This window comes from Gluconobacter cerevisiae (assembly GCF_015244675.1).
In the GTDB taxonomy this organism is placed as follows: Bacteria; Pseudomonadota; Alphaproteobacteria; order Acetobacterales; family Acetobacteraceae; genus Gluconobacter; species Gluconobacter cerevisiae.
In genome coordinates, this window is sequence record NZ_JABCQO010000004.1 from 51,492 (window position 1) to 78,134 (window position 26,643).

27 protein-coding genes are annotated in these 26,643 nt (G+C 61.7%); 14 read left to right on the forward strand and 13 right to left on the reverse strand.

Going from position 1 to position 26,643, the window contains the following annotated elements:
• Positions 1–2 precede the first annotated feature (2 nt).
• Entirely contained in the window at positions 3–1,028 is a 1,026-nt protein-coding gene (gene cydB / locus HKD21_RS06640; RefSeq protein ID WP_194254853.1) for a cytochrome d ubiquinol oxidase subunit II, read from the forward strand.
• A gap of 19 nt (positions 1,029–1,047) precedes the next feature.
• Positions 1,048–1,197 carry a DUF2474 domain-containing protein gene (locus HKD21_RS06645; RefSeq protein ID WP_194254855.1) on the forward strand — a complete coding sequence of 50 codons (150 nt, stop codon included), beginning with the start codon at positions 1,048–1,050 and terminating at the stop codon, positions 1,195–1,197.
• Between the two features lie 62 nt (positions 1,198–1,259).
• On the opposite strand, the gene gloB is transcribed toward HKD21_RS06645, so the two are convergent.
• The gene (gloB, locus tag HKD21_RS06650) at positions 1,260–1,976 is read right to left on the reverse strand and encodes a hydroxyacylglutathione hydrolase (protein ID WP_194254857.1); all 717 of its coding nucleotides are present in this window, start codon (positions 1,974–1,976) and stop codon (positions 1,260–1,262) included.
• 40 nt (positions 1,977–2,016) lie between these two features.
• On the opposite strand from gloB, the gene HKD21_RS06655 reads away from it, so the two are divergent.
• The 3 genes from HKD21_RS06655 to HKD21_RS06665 all read left to right on the forward strand — a co-directional run bounded on the left by HKD21_RS06655 (position 2,017) and on the right by HKD21_RS06665 (position 4,422).
• Positions 2,017–2,733: a methyltransferase domain-containing protein gene (locus HKD21_RS06655; protein WP_194254858.1), complete on the forward strand. Its 717-nt coding sequence runs from the start codon at positions 2,017–2,019 to the stop codon at positions 2,731–2,733.
• Between the two features lie 79 nt (positions 2,734–2,812).
• Positions 2,813–3,490, forward strand: a complete 678-nt coding sequence (locus HKD21_RS06660; protein WP_194254860.1) for a phosphatidylserine decarboxylase — start codon at positions 2,813–2,815, stop codon at positions 3,488–3,490.
• Positions 3,491–3,504: 14 nt separating this feature from the next.
• A complete protein-coding gene (locus HKD21_RS06665) occupies positions 3,505–4,422 on the forward strand; it encodes a CDP-alcohol phosphatidyltransferase family protein (protein ID WP_407646536.1) in 918 nt (305 codons plus the stop codon).
• Positions 4,423–4,496: 74 nt separating this feature from the next.
• Here the strand turns inward: HKD21_RS06665 and HKD21_RS06670 are convergent, their stop codons facing one another.
• The 11 genes from HKD21_RS06670 to HKD21_RS06720 form a co-directional block, all read right to left on the reverse strand.
• Positions 4,497–5,432: an ROK family protein gene (locus HKD21_RS06670; protein WP_099286853.1), complete on the reverse strand. Its 936-nt coding sequence runs from the start codon at positions 5,430–5,432 to the stop codon at positions 4,497–4,499.
• A gap of 166 nt (positions 5,433–5,598) precedes the next feature.
• Positions 5,599–6,084, reverse strand: coding sequence for an NADH-quinone oxidoreductase subunit B family protein (locus tag HKD21_RS06675; protein ID WP_194254861.1), 486 nt, complete (start codon positions 6,082–6,084; stop codon positions 5,599–5,601).
• Complete coding sequence (locus HKD21_RS06680) at positions 6,081–7,547, reverse strand: NADH-quinone oxidoreductase subunit D-related protein (RefSeq protein ID WP_228121102.1); 1,467 nt, start codon at positions 7,545–7,547, stop codon at positions 6,081–6,083. The genes HKD21_RS06675 and HKD21_RS06680 overlap by 4 nt, the downstream gene beginning before the upstream one ends.
• On the reverse strand, positions 7,517–8,605 hold the full coding sequence (locus HKD21_RS06685; RefSeq protein ID WP_194254862.1) for a hypothetical protein: 1,089 nt from the start codon (positions 8,603–8,605) through the stop codon (positions 7,517–7,519). Before HKD21_RS06685 ends, HKD21_RS06680 begins: the two co-directional genes overlap by 31 nt.
• On the reverse strand, positions 8,605–9,126 hold the full coding sequence (locus HKD21_RS06690; protein ID WP_194254863.1) for a hypothetical protein: 522 nt from the start codon (positions 9,124–9,126) through the stop codon (positions 8,605–8,607). The genes HKD21_RS06685 and HKD21_RS06690 overlap by 1 nt, the downstream gene beginning before the upstream one ends.
• Positions 9,123–9,992 (reverse strand): hypothetical protein, encoded by an 870-nt coding sequence (locus HKD21_RS06695; protein WP_194254864.1) that lies wholly within the window; start codon positions 9,990–9,992, stop codon positions 9,123–9,125. Before HKD21_RS06695 ends, HKD21_RS06690 begins: the two co-directional genes overlap by 4 nt.
• On the reverse strand, positions 9,992–11,230 hold the full coding sequence (locus HKD21_RS06700; protein ID WP_322782912.1) for a hypothetical protein: 1,239 nt from the start codon (positions 11,228–11,230) through the stop codon (positions 9,992–9,994). The genes HKD21_RS06695 and HKD21_RS06700 overlap by 1 nt, the downstream gene beginning before the upstream one ends.
• Before the next feature lie 110 nt (positions 11,231–11,340).
• On the reverse strand, positions 11,341–12,186 hold the full coding sequence (locus HKD21_RS06705) for an aldo/keto reductase (protein ID WP_194254865.1): 846 nt from the start codon (positions 12,184–12,186) through the stop codon (positions 11,341–11,343).
• A 43-nt stretch (positions 12,187–12,229) separates the two neighbouring features.
• Positions 12,230–13,318 (reverse strand): Rieske 2Fe-2S domain-containing protein, encoded by a 1,089-nt coding sequence (locus HKD21_RS06710; protein WP_194254866.1) that lies wholly within the window; start codon positions 13,316–13,318, stop codon positions 12,230–12,232.
• 84 nt (positions 13,319–13,402) lie between these two features.
• On the reverse strand, positions 13,403–13,846 hold the full coding sequence (locus HKD21_RS06715; RefSeq protein WP_194255026.1) for a DNA polymerase III subunit chi: 444 nt from the start codon (positions 13,844–13,846) through the stop codon (positions 13,403–13,405).
• A gap of 16 nt (positions 13,847–13,862) precedes the next feature.
• Positions 13,863–15,335 carry a leucyl aminopeptidase gene (locus HKD21_RS06720; RefSeq protein ID WP_194254867.1) on the reverse strand — a complete coding sequence of 491 codons (1,473 nt, stop codon included), beginning with the start codon at positions 15,333–15,335 and terminating at the stop codon, positions 13,863–13,865.
• A gap of 91 nt (positions 15,336–15,426) precedes the next feature.
• On the opposite strand from HKD21_RS06720, the gene HKD21_RS06725 reads away from it, so the two are divergent.
• From HKD21_RS06725 to rsmA, 9 genes are read left to right on the forward strand one after another with little or no spacing between them, the layout of a single operon-like run.
• Entirely contained in the window at positions 15,427–16,065 is a 639-nt protein-coding gene (locus HKD21_RS06725) for a hypothetical protein (protein ID WP_194254868.1), read from the forward strand.
• A gap of 53 nt (positions 16,066–16,118) precedes the next feature.
• The gene (locus HKD21_RS06730; protein ID WP_194254869.1) at positions 16,119–16,916 is read left to right on the forward strand and encodes a 3'(2'),5'-bisphosphate nucleotidase CysQ family protein; all 798 of its coding nucleotides are present in this window, start codon (positions 16,119–16,121) and stop codon (positions 16,914–16,916) included.
• Positions 16,913–17,926, forward strand: a complete 1,014-nt coding sequence (locus HKD21_RS06735) for an L-threonylcarbamoyladenylate synthase (protein ID WP_194254871.1) — start codon at positions 16,913–16,915, stop codon at positions 17,924–17,926. Before HKD21_RS06730 ends, HKD21_RS06735 begins: the two co-directional genes overlap by 4 nt.
• 2 nt (positions 17,927–17,928) lie before the next feature.
• Entirely contained in the window at positions 17,929–18,426 is a 498-nt protein-coding gene (locus tag HKD21_RS06740) for a hypothetical protein (RefSeq protein WP_194254873.1), read from the forward strand.
• A 58-nt stretch (positions 18,427–18,484) separates the two neighbouring features.
• Complete coding sequence (gene lptF / locus HKD21_RS06745; protein WP_194254875.1) at positions 18,485–19,654, forward strand: LPS export ABC transporter permease LptF; 1,170 nt, start codon at positions 18,485–18,487, stop codon at positions 19,652–19,654.
• Positions 19,651–20,841 (forward strand): LPS export ABC transporter permease LptG, encoded by a 1,191-nt coding sequence (lptG, locus tag HKD21_RS06750; RefSeq protein ID WP_194254877.1) that lies wholly within the window; start codon positions 19,651–19,653, stop codon positions 20,839–20,841. The genes lptF and lptG overlap by 4 nt, the downstream gene beginning before the upstream one ends.
• Entirely contained in the window at positions 20,841–23,165 is a 2,325-nt protein-coding gene (locus HKD21_RS06755; RefSeq protein WP_407646537.1) for an LPS-assembly protein LptD, read from the forward strand. Before lptG ends, HKD21_RS06755 begins: the two co-directional genes overlap by 1 nt.
• Before the next feature lie 2 nt (positions 23,166–23,167).
• The gene (locus tag HKD21_RS06760) at positions 23,168–24,526 is read left to right on the forward strand and encodes a peptidylprolyl isomerase (RefSeq protein ID WP_194254879.1); all 1,359 of its coding nucleotides are present in this window, start codon (positions 23,168–23,170) and stop codon (positions 24,524–24,526) included.
• A 1-nt stretch (position 24,527) separates the two neighbouring features.
• The gene (gene rsmA, locus HKD21_RS06765; protein WP_194254881.1) at positions 24,528–25,346 is read left to right on the forward strand and encodes a 16S rRNA (adenine(1518)-N(6)/adenine(1519)-N(6))-dimethyltransferase RsmA; all 819 of its coding nucleotides are present in this window, start codon (positions 24,528–24,530) and stop codon (positions 25,344–25,346) included.
• Between the two features lie 9 nt (positions 25,347–25,355).
• Here rsmA and HKD21_RS06770 read toward each other — a convergent pair whose 3' ends face one another.
• Entirely contained in the window at positions 25,356–26,573 is a 1,218-nt protein-coding gene (locus HKD21_RS06770; protein ID WP_194254883.1) for an SAM-dependent methyltransferase, read from the reverse strand.
• Positions 26,574–26,643: the final 70 nt, after the last annotated feature.

Genomic DNA, 26,643 nt, shown 5'->3' on the forward strand with positions numbered 1-26,643 from the left:
CCATGACAGAAACAGCCGGCTTCTGGCTCCCGGTGGTCTGGGCGCTGCTCGCAGCAACCGCCATCTTCCTCTATGTCTGTCTTGATGGTTTCGACCTCGGGATCGGCATCCTTTTCCTCAAGGAAAAGGACCACGATCACCGCAACCTCATGGTCAACACCGTCGCCCCCGTCTGGGACGGTAACGAAACCTGGATGATCTTCGGTGGAGCCGCGCTCTACGGCGTCTTCCCCGTTGCCTATGGCACGATCCTTCCGGCTCTTTACCTGCCGATCCTGTTCATGCTGCTGGCCCTGATTCTGCGCGGCGTTTCCTTCGAGTTCCGCTTCAAGTCGGAATCGCCCATGAGCCAGTTCTTCTGGGATACGTCGTTCTGCGGCGGCTCCCTCGTGGCGGCTTTCATGCAGGGTGTTATTCTCGGAACGCTCGTTCAGGGCATCAAAGTCGAAAATAATGTGTTCGTCGGGTCCAGCTTTGACTGGTTCACCCCCTTCGCCCTGTTCTGCGGCCTTGCGGTCGTCATCGGCTATGCGCTGCTCGGCGCGACCTGGCTTCTGTGGCGCTGCGAAGGTGAACTGCACGATGCGATGCGCCGGATTTCCTTCGTCCTCGGCGGCCTTATGCTGGTGACGATCGCGCTCGTCTCGATCTGGACGCCCATGCTCCACACCACCTACATGCAGCACTGGCTGGACATGCCGCAGCTCGCTCTGGTGGCGCCGGTCCCGGTTGCAGTGGTCGTTCTTGCCGGAGCGCTCTTCTTCGGACTGCGCAACCCGCGCTCGCATCTGCTGCCGTTCATCGCGACACTGGGCCTGTTCTTCCTGTGCTTCAGCGGTCTGGGTATCAATGTGTGGCCCTATATCGTGCCGCCGACCATCACCATCTGGCAGGCCTCCTCTCCACCGGAGAGCCAGACCTTCCTGCTGGTCGGTACGATGTTCCTCTTGCCGCTGATCCTCTCCTACACCGCCTATTCGTACTATGTGTTCCGCGGAAAAATGTCCGCCGGACATCACTACCACTAACGGCGAAGGACCAGACCCCATGCGCATCGAATACGGTCAGCCGGACGAGAAACCGGGCTTCCTGAATTGGATGAAGCGTGTGGGCTGGTTCGTGGCGATCTGGGCTGGCGGCGTTATCGTCGTGGGCCTCGGCGCCGAACTGCTCAAGAAGGTTATCTTCGGCTGGTAATGGCCTGACGATTGCTCACACAAAAAAGCCCCGCCTCTTTCGAGCGGGGCTTTTTTGTGCCTTCAGAACGTGTCCTTTTCCCTGCGCAGCCGCGCAAAAGTCGCGACATCCGGTGCGAGCAGAAACGGATTGGTCCTGCGCTCCACGCCCAGCGTGACCGGAAGCGTCGGCCGCCCGGCTTCCAGCAAACGCTCGACTTCCCCGGCCCGAGCCTTCAGGGCGGCGTTCTCCGGATCAACATGCAATGCGAAAGCAAGGTTAGAGCGCGTATATTCATGCCCCGCACAGACAAGCGTGCTGTCCGGCAGACTGTCATACCGGTGCAGGCTGTCGAACAGCTCCTGCGCCGTACCTTCCAGCAACCGCCCACACCCCAGACTGAACAGCACATCCCCGCAGAACAGCGCCGGAACCTCGGCCACGACATATGACACATGCCCAACCGCATGACCCGGAGTGGACAGGACCTGAATCTGTGTACTCCCCAGAGAAACGACGTCCCCATCCTCAACAGCATGATCCAGCCGGGGCAGCCAGTCCTGCTTCTGACGCGGCCCATAAACCTGCGCGCCATAGCGTTCCCGCAATGCTTCCGTCCCAGCCGTATGATCGGCGTGATGATGGGTCAGCAGGATCATATCGAGCCGCCCGTCCCCGATTTCATCACATATTGGCCTGGCCTCACCGGGGTCCACGATGGCGCGCATTCCCTTCGGCGTGGTCAGCATCCAAGCATAATTGTCCGACAGAACCGGAATCGGCTTGATATCAAGTGGCATGACTGTTCCCCTTGGACTGTCCCGCTGATGAGGTAGCTGCATGCTGACGTCTCTGGCCCGCCTCCGTTCCGATGATGCCGCCACTTTCTATGAAAGCCGACAGGGACAGCGCACAGCCCTGCTCCTCAACGAGCGTCTGAGACGTCTCATGCCCCCCATGCGGGGGCGACGCATTCTCGGCGTAGGCTACACAGCCCCCTATCTTCCCGAAAGTGCCGAATTCGCAGTCTCCGCGCGCCTGCTTCACGCCCAAACGCAAAAAACACTTCGCCCCTCTCCAAGAGACTGCATCGTCGACAGCGCCCGCCTCCCTTTCGACGACCTTTCAATGGATGCGGTGCTTGTGGTTCACGGCCTCGAATTCACGCGCATCGCGCCGGATTTCCTACGGGCTATCTGGCGTACTCTCACCGATGACGGCGTTCTGATCCTGATCGTTCCCAATCGTTCAGGCTACTGGGCGCATACCGATGCCACCCCCTTCGGCCACGGCATCCCCTACAGCAGCCGCCAGTTGACCCGCCTGCTCGACCAGACACTGTTCCGGATCGAGCATCACTCAGGGGCGCTGATGGCGCCACCCGCTGCTCTTTCCGCCACACATGGACGCTTCGTGGAGCGGATCGGACGCGGACTACGCCTGCCCTGTGGAGGTGTTCACCTCGTCACGGCTCGCAAAAACGCCTATGCTGGAATACCCATGATCGGCGACAAACTGGCTCCTCCGATCCCCCAACAGGTGCCCAGACCCGCCTGAAGCAGAAAACCTGCCCGAAAAACGCCTTCTTTGTGGCGAATTCTTGACCCTCCCGCCGTGTGCCGTAAGAGTGCGTTCCATGTCGCTGATCCAGTCCTTCAAGCTTGTCCTGTCGCCGCCGCACCGCGCCGCGACTCCCTTCCTCCTCGCAGGTTCGCTCGTCGGACTGATCGGACGGGCCACGCCTTGGCGCGCCACGCGCCTGCTGGGCAATGCGGGCATCGCCTTCACGGCGTTCTGCCTGTACTTCTTCCGCGATCCCAAGCGCACCCCGCCGCCACGCGCCGATCTGGTGCTGGCCTCCGCCGATGGCCGCGTCACATCCGTCGCCCTCGTCACGCCGCCGCCCGCGCTGGAAATGGGACACACGCCGGTCTGGCGCGTCTCGACGTTCCTCTCTGTGCTGAACGTCCATATCAACCGGATGCCCGCAGCCGGTGAAGTGACGAAGATCGCCTATCACGCAGGCAAATTCCTCAATGCCAGCCTCGACAAGGCTTCCGAACACAACGAACGCAACGAACTGTGCCTGACGTTGCCGGATGGCCGCAATATCGGCGTCGTCCAGATCGCCGGTCTGATCGCACGCCGCATCCTGTGCTTCGTTGAAGAAGGCGACCGCATGGAAGCAGGCGAGCGCTTCGGCCTGATCCGCTTCGGCTCCCGCACCGACGTCTATCTGCCGCCAGGTGTCGAACCTCTGGTTGTGGAGGGGCAGACCATGGTTGGTGGCGAAACTGTCCTGGCGACGCTCTGAGCCAGACGCCATACATGACCACGCCTCCGACGGTTGAACCCACCCGCGAACCCGCCCAATCTGTTGGCGCCTCTGTGAACGCCTCTGGACGAAAGCGCCGCATCCGACGCAGACTCCGCCGCATGGGCCGCAACCCCCGCACCCGTGTGCGCGGGCCGTCGTTCAACCGCCTCATCCCCAACATCATGACAATGCTCGGCCTCTGCGCTGGGCTCAGCGGCATGCGGTTTGCGCTCGAACACCAGTTTGAACCCGCTGCCGTAGCGCTCCTGATCGCAGCCTGCATTGACGGACTGGACGGACGCATCGCGCGCCTCCTCAAGGGCGCCACCCGCTTCGGCGCGGAATTCGACAGTCTGTCAGACTTCGTCTGCTTCGGCGTCGCACCGTCCTTCGTGCTGCTGATGTGGTCGCTCGAACATGCCGGACGCTATTCTTTCGTCCCGTGCATCCTGTTCACGGTCTGCATGGCGCTGCGTCTGGCCCGCTTCAACGCCAGCCTCGATGACGACGACAAGCCGGACTATTCCTACAGCTTCTTCACAGGCGTTCCGGCTCCTGCCGGAGCCGGACTGGTCCTGTTCCCGGTCTTCCTCGGCCTTGAAGCCGACCGCCTGCATGCTGAAGGTCTGGCCGCATTCGCCCGCCTGCCCCTCGTCTCGGCCGTCTGTCTGATCGTCACAGGGCTGTTGCTGGTCTCGACGCTTCCGGTCTGGTCCTTCAAGAACTTCAAGGTTCCGGCCCGCTACGTCCTGCCCCTGATGCTCGGAACCGGCCTGTATGCGGCCCTTCTGGTCGCAGACCCCTGGGGCGCCCTCGCCGGTGCGGGACTGCTCTATATCGCGATCCTGCCCTTCTCCCGCCGCTCCTACCATCGCCTGAAACTGGCGGCGGAAGAGATGTCGGAAACGGTAGAAGAAGAACCTGCCTGAATACAGAAAACGCCAACAAAAAAGGCCGCCCGGTTCTCCGGGCGGCCTTTTTCATATCCAGCAAACGGCTGGTTTTATTCCGTCACGTCCCACAGCCATGCCGCACCACGCACGCCAGAGCTGTCACCATGCTTATTCTTCACGATCGGCGTCGTGCAGACCGGCGTGATGACATGCTTGGCCAGAAGCGGCGGCACGCGCTCATAGAGCGTGTGAAGGTTGGAGACGCCGCCACCGAGAACGATCACATCCGGATCGAGGAAGTTGATGACCATGGCGCAGGCCCGCGCGAAACGCTCGGTGTAACGGCCGAGTGCTGCAATCGCAGCCTGATCGCCATTGGCCGCAGCCTCTTCGATTCCGGCCGTATTGCGATGCCCCGGTCCTTTCCAGTCCGCGGCAAGTGCCGGGCCCGAAAGATAGCGCTCCATGCAGCCCTTATTTCCACAGAAGCACTCGCGCGGCGGCGCATCTTCTTCCGTCGGCCAGGGCAGAGGCAGATGCCCCCATTCACCAGCAATATGATGACGCCCCTCAAGAACGCGGCCATTATTGACGATGCCCGCGCCCATGCCCGTCCCGATAATGACACCGAAAACGGTCAGCATGCCCTTGGCCGCACCATCGGCAGCTTCAGACAGCGCAAAGCAGTTGGCGTCGTTCTCCGTCCGGACCGGACGGGCCAGCGCGGCTTCCAGATCGTGCCCGAAAGGCTGGTTGTTCAGCCAGGTTGCATTGGCATTCTTGATCAGCCCGCTCTCTGGCGAGATTGATCCCGGAATCCCGATACCCAGCGTGGAGGTATGCTGCCCTGCCGAAACGCGATGGCTCGGCACCGCACCCAGACGATGATCCACATCCGCCACCAGATCCCGGATCGCCAGAACGGCCTCGTTATAAATACCGGGATTGGCAATTCGTTCACGCAGGACGAGATCGCCCGAACGATTCAGAACTGCGATTTCGATCTTCGTGCCACCAAGATCAATTCCAAGGCGATAATCAGCCATCTCAAGCCCTGTGCTCTGTGCGGCGACCTGAACGACAGGTGGCCGGACCTCATGGGAAAACGCATCCAGTGCGTCCGTCTGCTTTAACGCGAAACCGTGTCACGACAAGCCGTCCGAAGACAAAACTTCGTTGTTTCAGGCAATTTCCAGTTTCAGAATATCGCGATCAGACCCGCGCCAGCTCCTGAAGGGCCTGGAGGATCTCCTGCGGCGCGGGTGGACAGCCCGGAATCGCACGCCGCACCGGCGTCAGGGCCTGCAACCCACCCAGCGTCGCATAACTGGCCGGAAACGGCCCTCCGTCGACCGCACAGACCCCGACCGCAATCAGACTCCGGCCCGGCGGCATCGCCCGCCAGACCCGGTCTACCATCTCGGCACAGACCCGCGTCACCGCACCGGTCAGCAGCAGCCAGTCCGCATCCGCCGGATCGTTCACACAGACAAACCCCGCCTGCTCCAGAGCGAAAGCACTGCCTTTCAGGGACTCGATCTCCATGAAGCAGCCCTCGCATCCGCCCGTCTCCAGCACATAAAGCCCGATGGGACGCTCACGACGCGGACGCAATTCCTCCGAGGACGGACACCAGCGCCGCGCATCCATGAACGCATAAAGCAGGCTCAGAGGCCCTGTCCGTTGCAACCCCTTCACAACGCAATCCCCGCCGGAGACAGGCCGATCGACCCCAGAGCCGCAGGCACACGCTCCACGGGACAGTCCCGCAGCATCGCCCCCAGAACCGGCAGAACCGACACACCCGAATCACGGACATGCATGCTTTCGATCCGTCCGTTTTTCAGCCGCACCCAGTACCACACGTCTCCGCGCGCCCCCTCGGCCACGCCAATGCCCTCATCCGTGCGGTCCGGCGCGGGTTCGTCATCATCCAGACCGATGCTCCCCAAAATCCGTTCCATCAGCTTCAGCGAATCCCTGATTTCCGCAAGCCGCAGCCCGTCACGCGCCCGGGCATCGCCACGGCTCGATCCCGTCGCCCGCAGCGCCTCCAGCCGCATTCCGGATTCCCGCCGCCGCATGTCCATGCTGCGACCGCTCGCCCGCCCCGCCACGCCCCCAACAGCGAAACGCTCCGCCAGTCGTACATCCAGAACCGCAAAACCGTTCAGACGGGACGCAAAGACCCGATGAAGCTCCTCCAGCGCCGCAAGACGTGGCTGCATCGTCGCATGAACCGCCTGCGCCAGCGGGACGATTTCCAGCCCCTCGCGAAAGCCGCCACAGTTCACCGTGTCCATCAGACGGCGCGACACACCCTGCTCCGCACAGGCCTGCGCAATCGCTTCGCGTGCATGATCGCAGTGCGTCGCCAGAAGCTCCGCATCCACACCTCGGGCCGTCCGCGCCATATCAAACAGATGGAGCGATATCCGCTCGATCTCCAGAAGGATCATCCACACATCCCGAATTCCCGGCCCCGGAACCTGCCCGCGCGCCTGCGCCACAGCACGCGCAAATGCCAGAGGATGCGCCACGAAACCGCCCGCCGTCATCCGTGCTACGAGGAACATGGCCTCCTCCGGCGTCTTCCCCAAAAGACGCGACACCACACCCCGATGCGCCCCGCCCGCACAGACATCCACAGTGCGGACTTTCCCTTTCAGAACCTCGAAAGACAGGTCCAGAGGACCACTCAGCCCCGTCTGCTCCGGACGCAGAAAGCGGCTCCCCCCGAGCGGACGCAGCCCCCCCGAAGCCGGTCCCGGACGGGACGACAATGGCCATGTGGACGTCCAGCCGCCTTCATCCAGCGCAGGCGTGCCATTCTCGCGCGCTTCCATCGCCTCCACGCCATACAGATCATACGACACGCGCTCGCCCCATTCCGCCCCGGCAAACCGCGACGACGGCGCCAGATACCGACGCTCTTCCACAACCGTACTCGCCAGAAGCGGGCGATCCCCCTCCAGCAACAGGACATAGGCGCGCGCATCATCAGCCCAACACGAGATCAGCGGCAGCGTCGCGCCCGGAACACAGAGCATATCGCTCCACTGCATAGGATCGAGATGATAATGCGACAGCGCCACACGCTCGCCACTGCGGATGATCCGCCCCATACTTCTCATGGTCGCCACCCCGTCGCCGGATGCCATGCAAGAAACAGCGGGCCACACAAACCGCCCAGCAGAAGAACGGCCTGCGTCACAGCGACGATACCCCGCTCTCCCCTTCCGAAGGCTGGCAGCAGCGTCATAGGGCGTACGGACCACAAAGCAGGCAGCAGACACAGCACCAGCAGAACGAGTTGTGCGGCATCAAGCGACCGCCCAATCCCGACCAGCGCGCAGAACACCGGCCATGGTGCGGCTCCTGCCCCGATGACCTCCGCTCCCTCAGCCTCGTGCAGATCCAGAACGGCCAGTCCCAACGCCCCCAGAAGCAACAGAACGATCGCCGGACCTTCACCGGTCGCGGCCGCAACAGCACCCAGCGCCGACAGCATCGGCAAGGAGATTGTCCGTCCCGTCGAACGTGACAACACCAGCATGAGGAGTGTTCCAAAACCCGCAATCAGCATCAGCAGATGGACCAGCGGATACGCACTCAGGCGGAACATCAGCATCAGCGCTGCAAACCGCAGGCCCGTATCCAGAAGCGCCGCCTCCGGCGCAGGTGCTGGTGATGGTCCCAGACCCGCCACCATGCACAGCCCGACCGTAAGCAGAACTGCCCCCAGCGATGACTGCTGCATCGGCAGAAGCGATGCGCCCAGAAGCCCCAGAACAACACCTCCAAGCCGACTGCGTGCGATGTCCCACACAATCGCAGCCTGACGGGGGCCACGCCCCTCGCGCCACGCCAGAAGCACCGTTCCCGCGCCACACAGGATCGTCACTGCAAAGGCCGAATGGACGTTCAGCGCCAGCAGCGCACACCCCGTCACCAGAAACGGCAAAATCCGCCCCGTCCGGTCCCGGGCCTGCGGCAGCAGCAACGGAATGGCCGTCACGATGCAGGAACACGCCGCAGCCAGCGCATCCGTCCCCGGCATCAGCCACACAGCCAGCGGAGTGATGACAAGCCCGGCCACGGCAAACGTCCGGCTACTGGCGGACTGCCGGTTTTCAGGCGTCAGGAACAGCAGAAATGCTGCCAGAAGCGGCCAGACAGTAACGGCAAACAGCGTACCGACGGGTGCGAGCGGATGCATCAGACGTCCTCCACCCGTCGCCACGCCAGACGGGGCAGCAGCGTGACGCCAAGTGCCGCCAGAACGCCCCACAGGCTCAGAGCCGCGACAAAAAGCGGCCATGAATTCAGAACACACGCCACAACAACCAGCCCGTCCGCCGCCCGGATCAGCCCAGTAAACTGAACCAGCGGCGTTCCCCACGCCGCACCACATAACCCGGCCAAAACCGCCCCCGCGCCCAGAACCGGCGCAAGTCCCAGACCAGCCCCCGACAAACCAAGTGCCAGAAGCAGAACAAGCGTACCCACAACCGGCAGAACAGCCGCCTTGTCCGGCGCTTCCGGCGCAAACCGTCGCAGCCAGATCCATGCCAGAACGTTCAGCCCGATCAGCGCCACGGACGTCAGCAGCGCCATCAACCCCGAACAAACCGTCGCCCCGGCAAAAGCGCAAACGGCCCCATAAAGCGGCAACCCCCGCCCATCTTTCCCCAACCCTGCAAGGGCCAGCAGCAGAAGCAGTCCGAACCCTACAATCATGTGCCAAACCTCCCCGCCAGAGCCAGAAGAAGCGCCACACCCGCAAACAGCGCCGTCAGCCGCGCGCTCCGTTCCTGCGCCATCAGTCTCAGCCCGACCGCCACGCCCACAGCCAGCGCCAGCCGTGCGACAAGCGCAACCAACCCGAGCCACCAGCCCTGAACGCCTCCCTGCGCGAGCCCCACACTCACCGGCCATGCCAGATCAGCCAGCAGCAGCAGCCAGCCACAATTCAGCACATCCGCAATACTGCGCGCCGCCTCACGCTCCTGCCGGTCCCGCACCCCGGACAACATACCCGTCACATCCTCGGAACGAAGCGGCGGACATGCAATTCCCAGAGCCAGCGCACAGGCCGCAAGCGCACCTTCCAGACCCGGCTCAGGCTCGATATGCAACATCGCACACAAGCCCCCAAGGCCATCCGTCCCCGGAGCGGCCAGCGCAATCAGTGCTTCCGTCAAACACAACAGCAGAATCGCCGGCACCAGACGCAAAGCCTCTCCTGACAGAGCGCACAGCCCCAGAAATCCACGTCCCATCAACAGCATCAGGCCCATGACGAGCGGGTCCGCCTGCGAGGACAACACCGACCCCGTCGTCACCGCAGGCAGACACACAAGCGTCAGCACACCCACCGTCAACGCAAGCGCAGGACGCCCTGGAAGCGGTTTTTGAAACAGGTTTTTCCAGAAACGACCCGCACCAAAAAGACGAAACCGCACTGCCCCCCCCGCGCGGCCCGCCAGCCAGAACGGCAGACTGTCCAAACACCATCCCAGCACAGGTGCCAGAACCAACAGCAGCCCCAGTTGGAACAGCGCTTCCAGCACAGACAACGCAATCAGCCCCGCGTCATGCGCCATTACGTCATCACTCCCAGCACCGCGAGAACGAGGCCGAGAAGAACAAGCCAGAGCCCCACGGCCCCATGACGCAGGTCGGGCAGAACTGGTGCTTTCATCCCCTTCAGCCCCCTCAAGCGAACTCGCCCCGACACGACAAAACGGCGCAGGCTCCAGCCCAGAGACGGCGCCTCTTCAAACAGGGCATCGCCTGATGCCAGCAGTGTCATCAATGCCGGAGCCAGCGTGGAGGCTGCGTGAACGATCCCCCCCATAATGCGCCAGGGACGCACGAGAACAATCCAGATCAGGGCTCCAACCATCACAAAGGCCATCAGCCGGAAATGGGAGCCATCGCCTGCACCTATACTCCAGACGGGCCAGACCCATTCCCCTCCCACACCATGCAGCGCAGGGCTTGTCAGCCCGAACACCAGCACGGGCAGCAGCAGACTCCCAGCACCCACCAGCAATACGGAAACGCCGGATATGGCAGCCTGTCCTCCAGACATCTGCCGCCCAACAACAAGCAGATCGGACAGCGCCAGAACGCCCAGAAGCAACGCCACAATCACGCCGAGCACGCTCCAGCCCTCGACACCCGCCGCCATACCCAAGGCCGCATGAATCCCAAGCCACAACACAACCAGTCCGGGCAAAGGCGGAAACGGCAGCCGCAATACGGTCAGTGCCGGAAACCGAGGCTCCAGTGATGCCATCAAAACCAGCGTTGCGAGATCAAGAAGCGCGGCTTCCAGCGCAATCCGGGCACAGACCGCAAGCCCCTCATTCTGCGCGGCCACCACGAGAACCATCAACAGAACGGGACGCAAAAGCCCCAGATTTCCCGGCCGATGCGCTCCCAGAACGGACCATCCGATCAACCCGAGCACACACACGCCCAGACCCGCAACCAGCTCCACCGATACCGCCCCCGGAGCATGCCACACCAGCGACACGCCCAGAATGCTCATAACGGCGGACCAGCCCCCGTCTCTGCGACGCACGAGCGCAGGCCAGAACAGAACAGGCAGCAGCCCCAGCAGAACAGGCGTCTGGGCGGGAAACAGAACGCTCAGCAGCAGAACCGGAACGCTCCACACCGCCGGACAGCCATCCCGCTCCTGCGCCGCAATCACACCCAGCGCCACAGCCAGCACGGCAGGCGAAAGCGCCAGTACCGCAGCCAGAGCCGCCAGACACACGACTACGGCCTTCCCGAGCCGCCCCGGCTGGATCGCCAGCACACAGGCGGGCACCACCAGAACCGCAAGGCAGAGGGAAACCGGATCAGTATGGAACAGGGACGTGAAAATATGCAGGGCGCGGTCCGCAGGTTAGGAAAAACGGACCGCAACCATCACGACCGTCAGATCATGGCGAGAGATAGCTTGCGTTTCGGAGAAGGGAAAGCGCCGTCAAGCGTTTTGAGATCCGCATCCGTCAGGCTGATCTCCAGACTGGCCAGATTTCCCGCCACATGCTTCTCAGACGCGGCCTTCGGAATGGCCAGAACATTTGGCCGACGCAACACCCAGGCCAGAGCAATCTGGGCCGGATCGGCAGGCCCAAGCGACGTTTCATGCCGTGATGCCACCTCTTTTAGTGCCGGATGCTCCAGAAGCTCCCCACCCTGCCCAAGCGGCGAATAAGCCATCGTCACCGTCCCGGATTTCAGATCATGGTCCAGAAGATCGAACTCCGTCCCCCGGTGCTCCAGATTGTACAGAACCTGATTAACCAGACAGTTTTCGGACAGGCTTTCGATCTCTTCCATGTCATCGACATCGAAGTTCGACACCCCCCAGCCCCGGATCAGACCGTCGTCCTTCAGATCTTCAAAGGCGCGGATCGTTTCCTCAAGTTGCGTCCCCCCGTGCCAGTGCAGCAGATACAGATCCAGCCACTCCGTTCCCAGATGCTTCAGAGAACGCCGGCACGCCTTGTGAACCCCGTCATAAGACGCATTGGACGGCACGATCTTGCTGACGAGATAAACATCCTCTCGCACATCCGTGATCGCCTCACCCACCAGATCTTCCGAACGCCCGTTTCCATACATCTCAGCGGTATCAATAACCCGCAGACCGGCCTCCAGCCCCTTGCGCAGGCTCTCGATTTCGCTGCTGCGCCGTGAGGCACTATCGCCAATACTCCAAGTTCCCATTCCCAGTGCAGGAACCGTAACACCATTCCTGAGCGTGACTGTTTTCATGACCGTCTCCTGTCCTCAGACCCGTTTTTTCAGACCCATGTCCTCAAACAACGACAGGATCGGCAGTCTGTTCCTTCACAATGCCATTGACCTTCAGAAGGTCTCGCAACTTCCGCACGATGGGGAAAACTTCGATGTTATGATCGCCACCCAGTTCGCGCCACGCAGCCTGTTCCAATTCCATGATCTCGCGATCCTCCTCAAAGATCCGGTTCGTGAAAATGCCCAGCGCAGGCCAGATCACATCAATCAGGAATGGCGTTTTCGGACGCAGCACTGAAAGCAGACCGAATGTCTGCGTACTCGCGCCATCAGCACTGTTGGGGACATAAACACTGAACAGCTCCATAATCAGATCACCGTCCTTGTCATGGATTTTCAGGCTCTGATACGGGTAAGTCGTACGGATACTGACGATTTCCTCAACCGGCTGCTCCCGACCCGGATCATCGTGGTGCTTGCCGAAAATCAGCCGCTCCGCCAGTGGCTGCTGGCTCCCGCTTCGTGCGAAACTGTAGCGCGCCTCAATAAAGCCTTCGCCCTCATCCTGCCCCAGAAAACGCGCCTTGATCTGCCCCATCTGGCGACGGTGCAGAAACTGATGGTTCATATCCATCAGGTTCTCATGCATGAACGTGTAATGGCATTTCACGACAGGGCTGAAATGCCGCGTCTTGAATGCCGGATTGTCCACCTGCGCCAGTGGCGGCAGGGGCACGCTTTCCGCTTTCGCAGCATCACCGGGAAAAATGAAAATCATCCCGCCTGCTTCACGACAGGGATAGGTTCTCACACCGTTCGGCAGTTTGCCTTTGCCGAGATATGGCACGTCAATGCACCGCCCCGAGCGGCCATACGCCCAGCCGTGATAACAGCACTGCACAGCCTCACCGCTGACCTTGCCCAAACTGAGCGGGACCTGACGATGGGCGCAGCGATCCTCCAGCGCAAAAACGCTGCCCTCCTCAGGGCGGACCAATGCTATCGGATGGCGTCCGAACCGACGCCCGATCGTCTTTCCACGTTTGAGATCCTTCGACCACGCCAGCGGATACCAGAAGTCCGGATTAATATCGACGCGACGCAGATCGGTTTTCAGAGGATCAGGGGAAGAATTCGTGGGGTCCGGCACAGTCAGGCGTCCTCTCCAGTGACATGAAAGGCGCCCCCGTTATCGAGCGTCTTCCACCAATGGCTTCAGACATACTTTGAAACCTTACCCGGCCTTTTTCCAGCCCCGCTCTTCCTGTTTCCAATACACGAGATTGTGACCCGAGGATTTCATCGCAACCCAGCGCTCTCTTGCCCGCTGTACGGATTGCGGATTGCCGCCGTCGAACAGGTCGAAAATCCGGGTGAACGGCGCGAAATCATCATCCCCCGCGCCATCGACCCGAAACAGGAAACGCGCCCCATTCGGCACGTCTCCGCTTTCCGTCAGCCAGATCGGCTGGCGGACTGCATGACCGCTCTTTGCACTCCCGTGAGGAAGCCAAACCGGGTCCCGGCACGCCCAGAGCGCCGTATCCAGCGCCATAACCGCCGCCGCATCGGGACAACGCACAAGCGCGCGCTCTCCCGCATCCAGCGTCCGGCCCAGAAGGGCCGGAAGCGCTTCTTCAAGCGGCGTGCGCGTCAGATGATAGAACCCGACATCCACAGCGTGATCCCGATCTTCAGACGCTGGCTTCATGCGCCTTCACAAACCGGTCCAACAGACGCACACCGAAACCCGTTGCACCCTTCGGCGCAATGGCAGACGCCTTGGTCTTCCAAGCCGTCCCGGCGATATCGAGATGCGCCCAGTCCGTGTCGCCCACAAAGCGCTTGAGGAACTCCGCAGCCAGGATCGCACTGCCCGGACGGCCGCCGATATTCTTCATGTCGGCAATATCGGAATCAATTTCGCGGTTATAAGCCTCGCCCATCGGCATCCGCCACAGCCCCTCGCCGACCTGCGTTCCAGCTTCCGAAAGCCCTTTGGCCAGCGCATCGCTGTTGCTGAACAGACCGGCGTTTTCATAGCCCAGGCTGACCACGATCGCGCCCGTCAGCGTGGCCAGATTGACCATGAGCTTCGGGCTGAACCGCTTGCGCGTGTAGGACAGCACATCCGCCAGAACGAGACGCCCTTCCGCATCGGTATTGAGGACTTCGATCGTCTGCCCGTCATAGGCCCGCACGATATCGCCCGGACGCTGCGCCCCGCCCGACACCATGTTCTCAACCAGCCCGACCACACCGATCGCATTAACCGGCGCCTTGCGACGGGCCAGCGCACTCATGAGACCAATCACGGTCGCGGCCCCTCCCATGTCAGTCTTCATCTCGTCCATGCCAGCCGCAGGCTTGATGGAGATGCCACCACTGTCGAACGTCACACCCTTGCCGATGAACGCCAGAGGCGCCTCACTGCCACTGCCATTGTGACGGACAATCACCGTCCGTGGCTTGTGCACACTGCCCTGCGCCACGCCCAGAAGCGCACCGAACCCAAGCTCTGTCATGGCTTTTTCGTCAAGAACCTCAACCGTCAGGCCAAGCTCACGAAGGTCTTCGATCCGCTGCGTAAAGCTCTGAGGATAAAGCACATTCGGCGGCTCGCTCACGAGGTTCCGCGTCAGGATCACACCTTGGGACACCGCATCCAGAGCTGTCCAGCGCGCCTGGGCTGCCGCCACGTCCGAGACTGCAACAGTCAGCGACTTCAGAACCGGACGCGCACCGGGCTTCTTGCTGCGATACAGATCGAAATCATAAGACGCCAGACGCGCACCCAGCCCCGCTTCTGGAGCAAACTGCTCCAGTGCCCCGGACACGACCAGAACCGCGCTTTCAACGCCATCCAGCAGTCGCACAGCCCGACCCGCAGCATTCTCAACCGCCACAGCATCCACAGCCGCGCCGCCCTTCGGCGTCACCCCGGCGAGAACGATCTGCGACAGCCCTTCAGCCGGAGCGGGCAGCACCACGCTCTGTCCGGCCTCTCCTTTGAACCCCTTCAGAGCAACAGCGCGCGACACCGCACCTGCCGTCGCCTTGTCTAACGTCGAGAACGCCTCGCCACCCGCAGTCTCGCACAGCAGCACGACCGCCTTGGGCGCATCCGCGGAAAAAGCAGGAAGGGAATCGAAAATCACTGAAAGCATGATGGGCCTGTCGTCTGGAACATGAAATCGTCAGCTCCGTTATCGGAAACACCGCCCCGGCATACAAGCCCTCCCCCGAGAAAGACCTTCCATGCGCCGCATCGCCCTGAAGATCCTGCTCTGCTCCGCCGTCATGCTCGGCCTCCCGAAAGGACATGCCGCTCCCACAGCGCCTCGGATCACAGACATCGCGCCCATTCTGATCGGCAACAGCCCCGTCACCCTGCACCCAACCGGCTTTCCCACTGTAACGATCACGCCATTCTGGCGCGGGAACGGAAACGCATGGGGCTATCATCTGTATGCCGTCACCACACCCGACGTCGAACAGCCCGATCAGGCCGACCTTGTGGATACGCAGAACGCAACCCCTAACGGTCCACTCACCGATATGCTTGCGGACAGTCCCCACACCGGCGAAGACGCAATCCAGACCGTCCATTTCGCCACGGCCCGCGTGAACGGAAAACCCGGTTTTCTGCTGTTCATCGCAACACGCGACATGGGTCCCCAGCCCGTCCCACAGCCTAGCGCGGCGCATGTCCGGATCTATCAGTTGACACAGGAAGACGGCGAGCCCGGCACAACGGCGTTCACCTTCAGGCTCCTGTCCACAATCGCCTCCCCGGTCACGACCTGCCATGCGGACATCGGCCTCAGCGCCGCAACGAAAATCCCGTTCGCAACATGGAACGGCCCTCATGAACCTGTGCCGACCTGTCCGCAGTGAGACCGCCCGTATCAGCACATGACGCAAAAGCCATCTTGGAGTAGTCTGACCGAATGACTTCCGCTTTCCCCTTTACCGTCTCCGCGAGCGATGACCGTGCCCTGCTGGATCTGGCGTTCCGGCTTGCTTCCGAAGCCTCGGACATCATTAACGCCATCCGCGCGCGCGGCTTTCGCACGGACATCAAGGACGACGCCTCCCCCGTCACGGAAGCGGACCATGCCTCCGAACATCATATCCTCTCCGGCCTGCGCGCCGCCTGCTCGTCCATTCCCGCGATCGGCGAGGAAGAAATGTCGGCTGGGATCAGGGTCACCGCAGGAGACGCCTACTGGCTGGTCGATCCGCTGGACGGCACGCGGGGGTTTGCATCGGGTGGCAGGGATTTCACGGTCAATATCGGCCTCGTCCGCCATGACCGACCGGTTCTGGGCGTTGTCGCGCTTCCCGGCTACGGACTGATTTATAGCGGTGGTCAGGGCCTTGGCGCCCATCGCTGGGACGGCACCCACAACACCCCGATCCAGACCGCAATGCCGTCCGCCGAAGGCCTGCGCGTGCTGGCCTCCAGCCATCATGGCGACCCGGAACTGCTAGAACGCTGGCTGGCGGGACGAAAAGTCGTGTCCATCGACAAACTATCCTCTTCGGTCAAATTCATGCGCATTGCAGAGGGATCGGCGGATTTCTACCCGCGCTTTGGCCCCACCATGGAATGGGACACCGCCGCCCCGCAAGCCATTCTCGAAGCGGCAGGCGGCGCCCTTCTGGACGCGGACAGCCAGCCCCTGTGCTATGGCAAGCCGGGCCGACTGAATTCGTCCTTTTACTGCACGGGAGGTGCATCTTGAGCGACACGCCACATACCGAACGCCTGACTGCCACGCCCGAAGGCATCCGCCGCGCGGCGGAGCTTCTGAAAGCCGGAAAGCTGGTCGCCTTCGGTACCGAGACTGTTTACGGCCTTGGGGCCATCGCTTCGTCCGACACCGCCGTCGCCCGGATTTTCGCCGCCAAGGGGCGCCCGCGTTTTAATCCCCTCATCAGTCATCTCCCCGATGCCGAAAGCGCTTTCGCACAAGCGTCCCTCAGCGGCAGGATGAAAGAAATCGCCCATACGCTGGCCGAGCGGTTCTGGCCCGGCCCGCTAACGATGGTGCTCCCCCGTTCTCCAAATTCGACCGTCTCGGACCTCGCCGCCGCCGGGCTTTCCACGCTCGCCCTGCGCGTACCCCGCGGACGAACGGCACTGGCCCTCCTGCGCGAAGTGGGCGCGCCGGTCGCCGCACCATCAGCGAATGTCTCGGGCACCGTCAGCCCCTCCGATGCGTTCCACGTCCTGCGCTCGCTTGATGGCCGGATCGACGCGGTTCTGGATTCTGGCCCCTGCTCCATCGGCGTGGAAAGCACGGTTCTGGATCTGACCCGAAACGTGCCCGTTCTTCTGCGTCCGGGAGGGGTTACGCTCGAAGAACTGAACGATCTCTGCGGCCCGATCCGCCATCCGGACGATTTCGCTGAAATCGCGCCCGCCTCCCCCGGCAGACTGGCCTCACATTATGCCCCTAGCCTGCCCGTCAGGCTGGACGTCACCTCCATTGCGCCCGACGAGGCGCAGCTTGCTTTCGGCCGTCCATTCCCCGGCGCGGGCCTGACATGGAACCTGAGCGAAAGCGGCAATCTTGAAGAAGCAGCCGCCCGTCTTTTCGCCGGACTGCGCTTTCTGGACGCGGAAGGCACACGGCGCGGCCTTAAAACCATTGCGGCCCAGACAATCCCCCGTCATGGGCTTGGCCTCGCGATCCGTGACCGCCTGCGCCGCGCGGCCGAACCCCGCACAGACACGATGGCAGCGTCCTGAGTATGGGACGCACGCCGGACCCAAGGGACGTAGACCCCAAGGAAATCAAGATTCTTTCCGATATTCTGGCTCTTGTGCTGGATGAGCAGCCCGGCCACGCCGCCACGGCGCTGGAACGGATCCGCCAGATGGCCCGGCGTGACGTCGTCACAGGTGGTGCGCTGAAAAACCTGTTCATCACGCGCATCGGAACAGTCTCCTCACAAAACGTCATCGCCCGAGAAAAAGCACTGCGTGATCGCGTCCGCGATCTGGAACGCCGCCTCAGCCAGAGCGAAAGCGATACCCGCACAGCCCAGTCACGGCTGGGGCGATGCCAGATGGACATGGGGCTGCTCCAGATGGAAGTGGCCACGTTCCGCATGCAGAAACCCTGGCGTTATGCAGCCGTGGCCTTTGCAACAGGCGCGGGTCTTCTGGTCGGCATTGCCGGAACCCAATTCTATCACAGCCTGTCGCCCCCAGAGGCAGTCGTCGACCGGGCTGCCTATCTGCGATAGAAAACTGTTTCGTTTTTTCGCCTTCCTCCCGCCACGCGCTAGGGATAGATGAAGGGTTATGGCCTCATCCTCCGGTACTTCTGGGCGGCAGATCCTGCCTCTGCTCGACCGCTACATCCTCCGTCAGCTCCTCATCGCCCTGCTGGCGCTGACCGGAGGTGCAACAGCCCTGATCTGGCTGACCCAGTCGCTGCATTTCGTCTCGATGGTGGTCCAGCACGGCCTGTCCCTGCGCGTGTTCATCCAGCTCACCTCGCTGATGCTGCCGACTTTCATTGCCGTCATTCTTCCCATCACGACATTCCTCGTCGTGCTGTTCACCTATCAGCGGATGGTCGGCGACCGGGAACTGACGGTCATGCGCGCCGCTGGGCGTTCCCCGCTGGAACTGGCCCGACCGGGGCTGCTCTGCGCGTTTTTCTCCGTGGCGCTGTGCTATACTCTGACACTGTGGCTTGCGCCCGTGTCCTATCATGCGTTTCACCGCTACGAGTTCCAGATCCGCAACCGCATGGCAGCCTTCCTGCTTCAGGACGGCGTCTTCACCAGTCTTTCGGGAGACATGACCGTCTATGTCCGCGGACGCACCAGTGACGGCCAGCTTCACGGCGTTCTGGTCGAAGACGACCGCAACCCCGATTCCCACACCACGATCCTCGCCGAGCGCGGCACCATGGTCGTGGTGAACGACCAGCCCCGCGTTGTTCTCTACGACGGCTCGCGCGAAGAAATCGACCGCCATACCGGACGGCTGAACGTCCTGACCTTCGGACGCAACACCATCGACCTGACATCAGGACGACGCAACAGCCACGAAGACCGCGACCCGGACGAAATGTCGCTTCATGAACTGTTCCATCCCGACCCTCATGAAGTCTCCGAACGCGATCGCGGCAAGAACATCGTCGTGGGCTGGCGACGGCTCACCTCTCCACTGACCGCCCTGTCCTTTGCCATGATCGGATTGGTCACGGTGCTGCGCGGCGCTTTCTCCCGTCATGGAAACATTACCCGCCCATTGACCGCGATCCTCACGGTCGTCGGACTGCTGGCCCTCTCGCTCATGCTCCAGAACCTCGCCGGACGGCATCTAGCGCTGGTGCCGCTCATCTGGCTTGAAGCCCTCCTGCCCGCAGTCGTCTGCGCTGTCCTACTGTTCCTTGAACAATGGACCGGAAGCGTGAAGCAGCCCGTCCCCATGACGCCGTCGCCGGAGGCCTCCCGATGAGAACCGCCACCTCTCCGCGACCGGGTTCGTGGCTCACCTCGCTGTTTCAGATCTTCAGCACCCGTGATGATCATGCCGGGTTCTCCACGACGCTGGCCATCTATATCGCCCGCCAGTTCATGCTCAGTACCCTGTCAATGGTGCTGGCCCTGACCGGACTGGTCTCGCTGTTCGATTTCATCGATCTCCTGCGTCGCGCGGCGACACGGCCCAATGTTCCGGCCAGTCTCGTCGTCAAAATCGCAGCGTTGCATGTGCCGTACTACATCATTTACGTCCTGCCCTTCGGCATCCTGCTGGGCGGAATCGTCTGTTTTTCGCGCCTGACACGCTCGTCCGAACTCATCGTCGCCCGCGCCGCCGGCATTTCCGCCTGGCAGTTCCTTGCCAGCCCCCTGGCCTGCGCCCTGCTCACAGGCCTGCTGACCACAACCGGCATTTCCTCCCTGTCGTCGAGCATGTTCCGCAGTGCGGAAATGCTGGATCAGACCTATCTGCGCACCGGCGGAGGCCCCCTGACGCTCAACGGGGGCGCCCTGTGGCTCAGGCAGTCCGATGACGGGCTGGTCCCTCACGGCGTTGCCATCCTGCACGCCCAGGACGTCCATCTCATTGACGGCGCGCTGAAAGTTTCCGGCGTCTCGATCTTCCGCCTCGACGACCGGGACCGCCTGATCCTCCGTGTCGAATCTCCCAATGGCGCTTTGGGTGATCATCAGTGGCTCCTGCACGACACATCCGTGCTGCATCCCGATCATCTGCCCGAGCGGGTCGGCGACATGACCCTCCCCTCCGACCTGACAGTCGGCCGTGTGCAGGAAAGTTTCGCATCGCCCGACACGCTGTCGGTCTTCGCGCTTCCGGGGTTCATCAACCTTCTTGAACGCTCGGGATTTCCTTCGATCCGACACAGACTTCATTTCCAGTCGCTGCTGGCCCTTCCCATTCTGGCCGGGACCATGGCATTGGTATCCGCAGGCTTCTCGATGCGTCCGACACGGCGCGGCGGCGTAGCCCGGATGCTGGGATCGGGAATTGCCGCAGGCTTTGCGCTGTTCACCATCTCGAAAGTGGCCGAACAGTTTGGTGAATCCGGTGCCTTGCCACCGGTTCTTGCGGCATGGGCGCCGACGGGTGCGGGGCTCTGCCTCGCCGTGGCGCTTCTGCTGCACATGGAGGATGGTTGATGACGGTGCCCCTGTGGCTCCCAACGCGCGCCCGCAGACGCGCTTCGTTCGTCGGTGCCACGCTGATGGCTGGAACCGCGCTCGTGGCGCCGCAGAAGATGTCTGCCAACACGATGCAGCGCGACAACTCCCATGTCATCGTCATCGGAAAACCTACGTCACAGACCGATCCCCTGACCTATCTCGCCGATAGCGAAAGCTACGCGAAAAACGGCCTGGTCACATGGGACGGCAATGTCCGCGTCTGGCAGGGGGATCACGCCCTGCGCGCGGACCGCGTGACCTATGACCGCAGCACCGGCATCCTGTCAGCGAAAGGCAATGTCGCAGTCGTGGAGCCCGACGGCAGCACGACCTATGCCGATTATGTCGAGTTCAGCCATGGCATGCATGACGGTATTGGCAGCGGCATCTACATCCGCATGGAAGACAACGCCAAGCTCGCCGGCAACGGCATGCGCCGCACGAACGGAATGCTGAACGACCTGACGCATGCCGTCTATACGGCCTGCAAAATCTGCGAAAAGAACCCGGATCTACCGCCGTTCTGGCAGTTTCAGGCTTTCGACGCGACACAGGACGTGCAGCATAAGCGGCTCGAATTCGATCACGCCTGGCTCAAGATGCTCGGCCTGCCGGTCTTCTATTTCCCGTTCTTCTCCATGACCGATCCGTCCGTGAAACGTCAGAGCGGCTTCCTGATGCCGGGCATCAGCCCGCATGACCGCTATCTCGGAACCTATTTCACACTTCCCTATTTCTGGGCGATCGACGAACAGCAGGATCTGACGGTCCGTGGCCTGGTCTCCACAAAAACCGGCCCCGAGTTGACTGCGCAGTACCGCAACCGCCTCAACTTCGGCTCCATCGACGTGACGGGCGGTGTCGCTTACGACACCCATAACGAAAACCGCTACACCAACACCTTTGGCAACAATGTCGGTTCGTCCAACGAATACGGTATTCAGGGCTATGTGTTCGGCCGCGGCAATTTCGCCCTCAACCGCAACTGGCAGCTCGGCGCCAATATCAACGTCGCCAGTTCCGCCAACTACATGCGTGACTACCGCGTTCCCGGCTACGGTCAGGAAATGCTGAACTCCAACCTGTACCTCGAAGGCTATGGCGTTGGCTCCTACCTGCGCTTTGACGGACAGGCCTATCAGGGCCTGAACCAGGGCGTCATCCGCAATTCGGATCTGCCTTGGGCACTGCCACGACTGACCTACGCGTTTCAGGGACAGCCGGACATGTTCGGCGGCCGTCTCAGTGTGAAGACGACCAACTTCAACCTGTATCGAAAGAACGGCATCAACGATCAGCGTGGTCAGGCCGCCATCCAGTGGGATCGTCCGTTCCACAACAAGCTTGGCCAGCAGTTCCTGCTGACGGCGCGGATCGATTCGATGGTCTATCACGCCACGCAGGCCTACCAGCAGCCGACCTATTACATGAACGCCGGCGGCAACCACCTCGTGGGGCAGGTCCAGCCGACCATTGCCCTCCGCATGAACTGGCCGTTCCTGCGCAGCTTCGCCAAGGGCCACGGCTCGCAGATCCTGGAACCCATCGCCCAGATCATCGCCTCACCCAATACCGGCAACTCGCAGAACCGCCACCTGCCTAACGAAGACAGTCTGTCCTACGAATTCACGGACACGACGCTGTTTTCCCTCAACCGCTATCTCGGGACCGATCGCCTTGATGGCGGCCTGCGCGCCAACGTGGGCATCCATCAGAACTGGTCATGGAACGGCCATGCGATCGACATGCTCGTCGGCGAGAGCTTTCAGGAACACATCACCCGTAACCGCCTGCCCTATTCCGGCCTCGACCATCACCTGTCAGACCCGGTGGCCCGCCTGCGCGTCAGCCCGAACCAGTATGTCGATGTCACAGCCCGTGGCCGTTACAACCCCTGGACTCACCAGTTCGATTACGGCGAAGGCCTGATCAGCACAGGCGTTCCGATGTTCCGCCTGACAGGCGGCTACGTCTATGCTCCCGTGACGCCGTATTATTATTACGCGACGGACTTTCGCGAATCAGGCCCCAACGCTCCCTACATGGTCAAAACCAGCGAAGTGACAGGCGGTTTTTCAACCCACTGGCGCAATTACCATGCATCGGGTTTCTTCCGCCGCAGCCTGTCCCGGAAACAGTTCGTCGCCAACGGCGGCACAATCGGCTATTCCAATGACTGTTTCGGGCTGGATATCATGTATATCAAACAATACACCCGTATCGGCGGCGAACAGCGTAACGAGACGATCCTCTTCAACTTCACGTTCAAGACGATCGGCACCTTCGGAATCAACGGTTGAGCATGTCCAAGACCCATTGCACCGCATCCACGGCCCTGGCTGTCCTTCTGGCTTTCTCGGCCACTGTCCCGGCCATGGCCGCACCGCATCACAAGGCGGCCGCGAAACCTGCCGCCACCAAAGAGGCTGCAGCCCCGGTCAAGCCCCCCGAAGACCAGATTCTGGCCGTCATCAACGGACAGGTTCTCACGCAGCGTGACGTGGACAACCGGGCAAAGCTCTTCGTGCTTTCGACCGGCCTGCCCATCAGCCCGGAAATCATGGGACGCATGCGTGGCCAGATCATCCATCAGCTGATCGATGAGCGCCTGAAAACGCAGGAAATCCTCAAGCGTCACATCAACGTGGAACCGGATCAGATCGCAGGCGCCATCGCCAATATCGAACAGCGCAACGGGATGCCCAAGAACGCCCTGCGCAACCGCCTGGCTTCGGACGGCGTCTCGCTGACAACGCTGATCGATCAGATCCGCGTCCAGATCGGCTGGATGCAGGTTCTGCGTGAAAAACTCGGTGAAGAAGGACGAATCACCGCAACCCAGATCAGCCAGCGCGAACAGGCGCTTCAGGCAGAACAGGGACGTGCGCAGTATTTCATGAGCGAAATTTTCGTTCCCGTGGCCGACCCGCGCCATGACGAAGCCGAACTCGCCTTCACCAAAACAATCATTTCCCAGCTCCGCGAAGGCGCGCCGTTCCCGATCGTGGCAGCGCAGTTCTCGCAGGCCCAGTCCGCCCTTGATGGTGGCTCCATGGGCTGGGTGCAGGAAGACAACCTCGATCCGCAGGTCGTCAACATCGTGCGCCAGATGCCAATCGGTGCCATCTCCAACCCCATCCAGGTCGCGGGCGGTTTCGTAATCGCCACCGTTCAGGCCAAGCGCGTGGTCGGCAAGCAGATGGGCACGATGCTTGAACTTAGACAGGCGTTTTTCCCGTTCGACGCCCCTCTGAACCCGCAGAACCCGACCGAACAGCAACGTGCGGCCCTGCAAAAAGCTACAACCGCAGTTCAGACGATCCATAGCTGCGATGCCATGGAAGCGCTCAACAAGTCTCTGGGTGAAAAACGCCCCAGCAATCCCGGCTCGCAGATTCTGGAACGCCTGATGCCGCAGATGAAGTCAGTTCTCGAATCACTCCCGCCCAACCAGGTCAGCCGCCCGCTGGTCTCGATGGACGGCATCGCCCTGCTCATGGTCTGCGATCGGCAGCAGAAAAATCTGGCACAGCAGAGCCCAAGCGAAATCGCCGACCAGCTCATGAACGAGCATGTCGAGCAGGCTTCACGCCAGCTTCAGCGCGACCTCCAGCGCCGTGCCATCATCGAGATGCGCCCTGCCGCCAAGGCCACCAACTGACGTGTCCCTCCCCTCACTGCGCGACACCATCCAGGCCCATGGTCTGGATGCCAAGAAATCCCTCGGTCAGCACTTCCTTCTCGATCCGGGCATCTGCGCCCGGATCGCAGCCCTCGGCGGCGATCTGACCGGACGCAGCGTCGTCGAAATCGGCCCCGGCCCTGGCGGCCTGACCCGCGCGTTACTCGACACGCCCGCCAGCCGCGTCGATGTCGTGGAAATCGACGAACGCGCCTGGCCCCTGCTGGACGAACTGGCGACTCACTATCCAGGCCGCCTTCACGTCGTCCGTGAAGATGCCCTGAAGCTGGACGCCGCAACCCTCGCTCCCGCGCCACGACAGATCGTCGCCAATCTGCCTTACAACGTTGCCACGCCTCTCCTCGTGGGCTGGCTACGGCAGGCGGCACAGTGGGAACGTCTGTCCCTGATGTTCCAGCTCGAAGTTGCCGAGCGGATCTGCGCGACGCCGGGAAGCTCGGCTTATGGTCGCCTCGGCGTACTGGCCCAGTGGTGCGCCACATGCTCGGTCGCCCTGCGTATCCCGCCGGAAGCCTTCTTTCCGCCACCCAAAGTCCATTCCGCGGTAGCTGTCATCATCCCACATGCCGAGCAGCCGTCTCCGCAACTGTTCCGCGCCATGGAGCAGGTCACAGCCGCCGCTTTCGGGCAGCGCCGCAAAATGCTTCGTTCGTCGCTGAAATCCATTGGCGGCGAACGGCTTCTGGAAAAAGCCGAAATCGAGCCGACCCGCAGGGCGGAGACCCTCTCAGTCGCCGAATTCGCACGACTGGCGGAACTTAATCTCGCCAGCCGCTAAAAGCCCTTACTAGGCTACGCCTTCCCGTTCACGCGCGAGCATGTAATCCCGCGTGAACGGCACAGCATCAATCGACCGGGTCAGCTGAAGCTGAAAATTCATGTGCCCCTGAACCCGGAACGACAGCTCGGCCCCCACAAGATAGAACTCGAACATCCGGACAAACCGCTCGTCATACAGCGCGCGGATCTTCTCACGGTTGGCATCAAAACGCTTGCGCCATTCCGCCAGAGTGCGCGCATAATGCAGACGCAGCACCTCACAGTCGGTCATCCACAGCCCCGACCGCTCGATCGCTGCCATCGTCTCGCTCAAAGCAGGTGAATACCCGCCCGGAAAAATGTATTTCTGGATCCAGGGATTGGTCGTTCCCGGCCCGTCCATCCGCCCAATCGAATGGATCAAAGCCACGCCATCCGGCTTGAGACAGGCCTTGACCTTCTGGAAAAAAGCTTCGAACTGCGGCGGCCCCACATGTTCGAACATGCCTACCGAAACAATCCGGTCAAACTGCTGATGCAGATTACGATAATCAATCAGTTCAAACCGGACCTGCCCGTCAAGCCCTTCATCCTTCGCCCGCTGCCGCGCCACAGCAAGCTGCTCGCGTGACAGCGTGATACCCAGAACCCGTGCGCCGTAATCTTTCGCCAGCGTTAGCGCCATTCCGCCCCAGCCACAGCCGATATCCAACACGTCCAGCCCCGGGCGATCCAGATTGAGCTTGGCCGCGATGTGGCGTTTCTTGGCAATCTGCGCCTCCTCCAGCGTCATGTTCTCACGCTCGAAATACGCGCAGGAATACTGCCGGTCTTTGTCGAGAAACAGATCGTAAAGCGTGCCGTTCAGATCATAATGATGCGCCACGTTGTTTCGGGATGTCTTGAGAGAATTCAGCGTCTTCCAGGCGCGAGTGACATAACGCAGACGGTCCTCGATTTCCTCAAAGACATGCCCATGACTGTTAATGTTTTCCATCAACACCGTCAGCAGCGTCTCAAGCGTACATCCGTCGGGCACAATACTGCCCGCCATGTACTCTTCGCCAAAGGCAAGGCCGGAATTGACGATCAGGGCCCGCTCGGCCTGCTTCGTCCGAAGATGCAAGCCTGCTTCAAGTCCCGGTTTCGATCCGCGATACGTCCGGACAATACCATCACTGAATGTGACCCGCAGGCGTCCCGTCTGAATGAATTTCCGCAAGACAAAATCCAGAATCCGCTTCATTCCGATCTCCTGTTTCCAATACCGGGAAAAACCCTCAACGGGCCTGTAGTTGTATCCTGCCAGTCAAATG

Coding starts and splice junctions, on each gene's coding strand:
- cydB (WP_194254853.1), top strand. CDS start 3: ATGACAGAAACAGCCGGCTTCTGGCTCCCGGTGGTCTGGGCGCTGCTC.
- HKD21_RS06645 (WP_194254855.1), top strand. CDS start 1,048: ATGCGCATCGAATACGGTCAGCCGGACGAGAAACCGGGCTTCCTGAAT.
- gloB (WP_194254857.1), bottom strand. CDS start 1,976: ATGCCACTTGATATCAAGCCGATTCCGGTTCTGTCGGACAATTATGCT.
- HKD21_RS06655 (WP_194254858.1), top strand. CDS start 2,017: ATGCTGACGTCTCTGGCCCGCCTCCGTTCCGATGATGCCGCCACTTTC.
- HKD21_RS06660 (WP_194254860.1), top strand. CDS start 2,813: ATGTCGCTGATCCAGTCCTTCAAGCTTGTCCTGTCGCCGCCGCACCGC.
- HKD21_RS06665 (WP_407646536.1), top strand. CDS start 3,505: ATGACCACGCCTCCGACGGTTGAACCCACCCGCGAACCCGCCCAATCT.
- HKD21_RS06670 (WP_099286853.1), bottom strand. CDS start 5,432: ATGGCTGATTATCGCCTTGGAATTGATCTTGGTGGCACGAAGATCGAA.
- HKD21_RS06680 (WP_228121102.1), bottom strand. CDS start 7,547: ATGGCATCCGGCGACGGGGTGGCGACCATGAGAAGTATGGGGCGGATC.
- HKD21_RS06685 (WP_194254862.1), bottom strand. CDS start 8,605: ATGCATCCGCTCGCACCCGTCGGTACGCTGTTTGCCGTTACTGTCTGG.
- HKD21_RS06690 (WP_194254863.1), bottom strand. CDS start 9,126: ATGATTGTAGGGTTCGGACTGCTTCTGCTGCTGGCCCTTGCAGGGTTG.
- HKD21_RS06695 (WP_194254864.1), bottom strand. CDS start 9,992: ATGGCGCATGACGCGGGGCTGATTGCGTTGTCTGTGCTGGAAGCGCTG.
- HKD21_RS06705 (WP_194254865.1), bottom strand. CDS start 12,186: ATGAAAACAGTCACGCTCAGGAATGGTGTTACGGTTCCTGCACTGGGA.
- HKD21_RS06720 (WP_194254867.1), bottom strand. CDS start 15,335: ATGCTTTCAGTGATTTTCGATTCCCTTCCTGCTTTTTCCGCGGATGCG.
- HKD21_RS06725 (WP_194254868.1), top strand. CDS start 15,427: ATGCGCCGCATCGCCCTGAAGATCCTGCTCTGCTCCGCCGTCATGCTC.
- HKD21_RS06730 (WP_194254869.1), top strand. CDS start 16,119: ATGACTTCCGCTTTCCCCTTTACCGTCTCCGCGAGCGATGACCGTGCC.
- HKD21_RS06740 (WP_194254873.1), top strand. CDS start 17,929: ATGGGACGCACGCCGGACCCAAGGGACGTAGACCCCAAGGAAATCAAG.
- lptF (WP_194254875.1), top strand. CDS start 18,485: ATGGCCTCATCCTCCGGTACTTCTGGGCGGCAGATCCTGCCTCTGCTC.
- lptG (WP_194254877.1), top strand. CDS start 19,651: ATGAGAACCGCCACCTCTCCGCGACCGGGTTCGTGGCTCACCTCGCTG.
- HKD21_RS06755 (WP_407646537.1), top strand. CDS start 20,841: ATGACGGTGCCCCTGTGGCTCCCAACGCGCGCCCGCAGACGCGCTTCG.
- HKD21_RS06760 (WP_194254879.1), top strand. CDS start 23,168: ATGTCCAAGACCCATTGCACCGCATCCACGGCCCTGGCTGTCCTTCTG.
- HKD21_RS06770 (WP_194254883.1), bottom strand. CDS start 26,573: ATGAAGCGGATTCTGGATTTTGTCTTGCGGAAATTCATTCAGACGGGA.